The following is a 2,099-nucleotide window of genomic DNA, read 5'->3' on the forward strand; positions in this document are numbered from 1 at the left end:
GGCTGAGTAGTTACTATTTTTTAATATTACTTTTCATAATAATGTATTTATAACAATAAATTGATGATACAAAAATCTTGTAATCTTTATACGTACATAAACCGTAATTTATGCTATTGAGGATGAAATAATGATTGTACAACAGGAGGCATTATTATGGAGCTGCGTCATTTGAAAACTTTTATTATTGTAGCAGAGAGCGGAGGATTTACACGGGCTGGAGAGAGGCTCGGATATACACAATCAACAATCACAAATCACATTCAATCGCTGGAAGAAGCAATTGGAAGTCCGTTGTTTGATCGCCTTGGTAAAAAGGTAGTTTTAACTGAAGTAGGAAAGCATATGCTTTCTTATGCGCGAAAAATATTGGCATTATCGAATGAAGCATTGGAATCATCTCAAATGAACGGTGAACCATCAGGAACGATACGTATTGGGGCAAATGAGTCTTTAATGATATATCGATTACCTGTTATTTTATATGAATTTAAAAAGAAGTATCCGCAAGTCCATATCATTTTACAGCCATCAGAGAGCCAGGAGTTGCATAATGAATTAAAGTCAGGGAAATTTGATTTTGCTTTATTTACAAATCCAGAAAAACTAGGTGTAGACATTGTCACTCGTTCGCTTGTTAGAGAAACAATTGTACTTGTTGCTCCGCCAGGGCATCCCCTAACGAAGCAAAAAGTTGTTACTCCTGCTGATTTAGAAGGAGAAATGTTATTGCTTACTGAGCCAGGGAGTTATCGAGACTTACTAGAAAAATGGCTAAAAGAAGAAGGGATTAGTTGTTCACGTATTCATTTTTGGAGTATAGAGGCAATTAAACAAACTGTTATGTGTGGGTTAGGGTTATCGTATTTACCGCTTATTACAGTTAAAGAAGAAATTGAGCGTGGAAAGTTAATCGCCTTGTCGTGGATGCATAGTGAGGATTTTGTTACAACTGAACTGGCGTACCATAAAAATAAATGGTTGACTCCAGCGATGAAGAAGCTAATAGAAATGATAGAGAAACATGCAGAGAAATGGAGAGAGACAATTTAAATTCCTAGGGTATATAGAGATTAGAAACATACATATAGGAATAGACGGGAGGAAAACGTAATGAATGAACGTATGAAAGAGATTATACTTATTGTAGTTGGATCGTTATTATTCGCGATTGGAATTAACTTTTTTGCTATTCCAAACCGATTATCAGAAGGAGGAATTATCGGTCTTACGGTAATTACTTACTATTTGTTTGACTGGTCTCCTGGTGCTGTAAACCTTATAATGAATGCTATTTTACTTGCAATTGGTTATAAATTTTTTGATAAGAAAACAATGGTATATACAATTCTTGGTATTATATCTACATCTTTCTTTTTATATATCACAGAAGGTGTAGCAAGCCCAGTAAATCATGATACATTATTAGCAGCTCTGTTTGCTGGAGTTTTTGTTGGTATTGGTTTAGGATTTATGTTTCGTGCAGGTGGTACATCAGGCGGTTCAGCTATTATAGCTAGGTTAGCAAATCAATATTTAGGCTGGAGTGTTGGGAAAGGTGTACTCATTATTGATATCGTTGTTATTGCTGGCTCAGTATTTATTATTGGACAAGAAAAAGCAATGTATACACTTGTAGCAGTCTTTATCGGTGCAAAGGTTATTGACTTTATTGTGGAAGGATTAGATACAAAAACAGCAGTGACAATTATTTCAAATGATCCAGATACTATTCGAGAGTCCATTATGCAAAATATGACACGTGGTGTAACAGTATTAGAAGGACGAGGTGGTTACACAGGAAATAATAAGGAAGTGTTATATGTTGTTATTAATAAACAAGAACTCGTTCAATTAAAACAAGTTGTAAGCCGAAAAGATAAACATGCATTCGTTGTTATTCATGATGTACGAGATGTATTAGGTGGCGGCTTTAAAGCAAGTTAAAAAAACTAGCCTTCAAATGTTTGAAGGCTAGTTTTTTTGTATAGTAAAAAGGTAATGTAGGAAATGCCTTTCTAAAAGAATGTTTATTTGTGATTTTAAAAAATATTTGTTTTTATCTTGTAATATAGATATATTATAATAATTTATTATAA

Annotated in this window: 2 protein-coding genes; both read left to right on the plus strand. The window is 33.8% G+C overall.

Going from position 1 to position 2,099, the window contains the following annotated elements; all coding sequences use genetic code 11:
• Positions 1 to 156: 156 nt before the first annotated feature.
• The gene (locus tag V7024_RS24060) at positions 157 to 1,053 is read left to right on the plus strand and encodes a LysR family transcriptional regulator (protein WP_335524590.1); all 897 of its coding nucleotides are present in this window, start codon (positions 157 to 159) and stop codon (positions 1,051 to 1,053) included.
• A gap of 60 nt (positions 1,054 to 1,113) precedes the next feature.
• A complete protein-coding gene (locus tag V7024_RS24065) occupies positions 1,114 to 1,947 on the plus strand; it encodes a YitT family protein (protein ID WP_335524591.1) in 834 nt (277 codons plus the stop codon).
• Positions 1,948 to 2,099 lie beyond the last annotated feature (152 nt).

This window comes from Bacillus sp. JJ864 (genome assembly GCF_036963045.1).
Classification (GTDB): domain Bacteria; phylum Bacillota; class Bacilli; order Bacillales; family Bacillaceae_G; genus Bacillus_A; species Bacillus_A pseudomycoides_C.

What these genes read in the sequence shown, in the direction of transcription:
- V7024_RS24065 (WP_335524591.1), top strand. Translation starts at nt 1,114, where the DNA reads ATGAATGAACGTATGAAAGAGATTATACTTATTGTAGTTGGATCGTTA.
- V7024_RS24060 (WP_335524590.1), top strand. Translation starts at nt 157, where the DNA reads ATGGAGCTGCGTCATTTGAAAACTTTTATTATTGTAGCAGAGAGCGGA.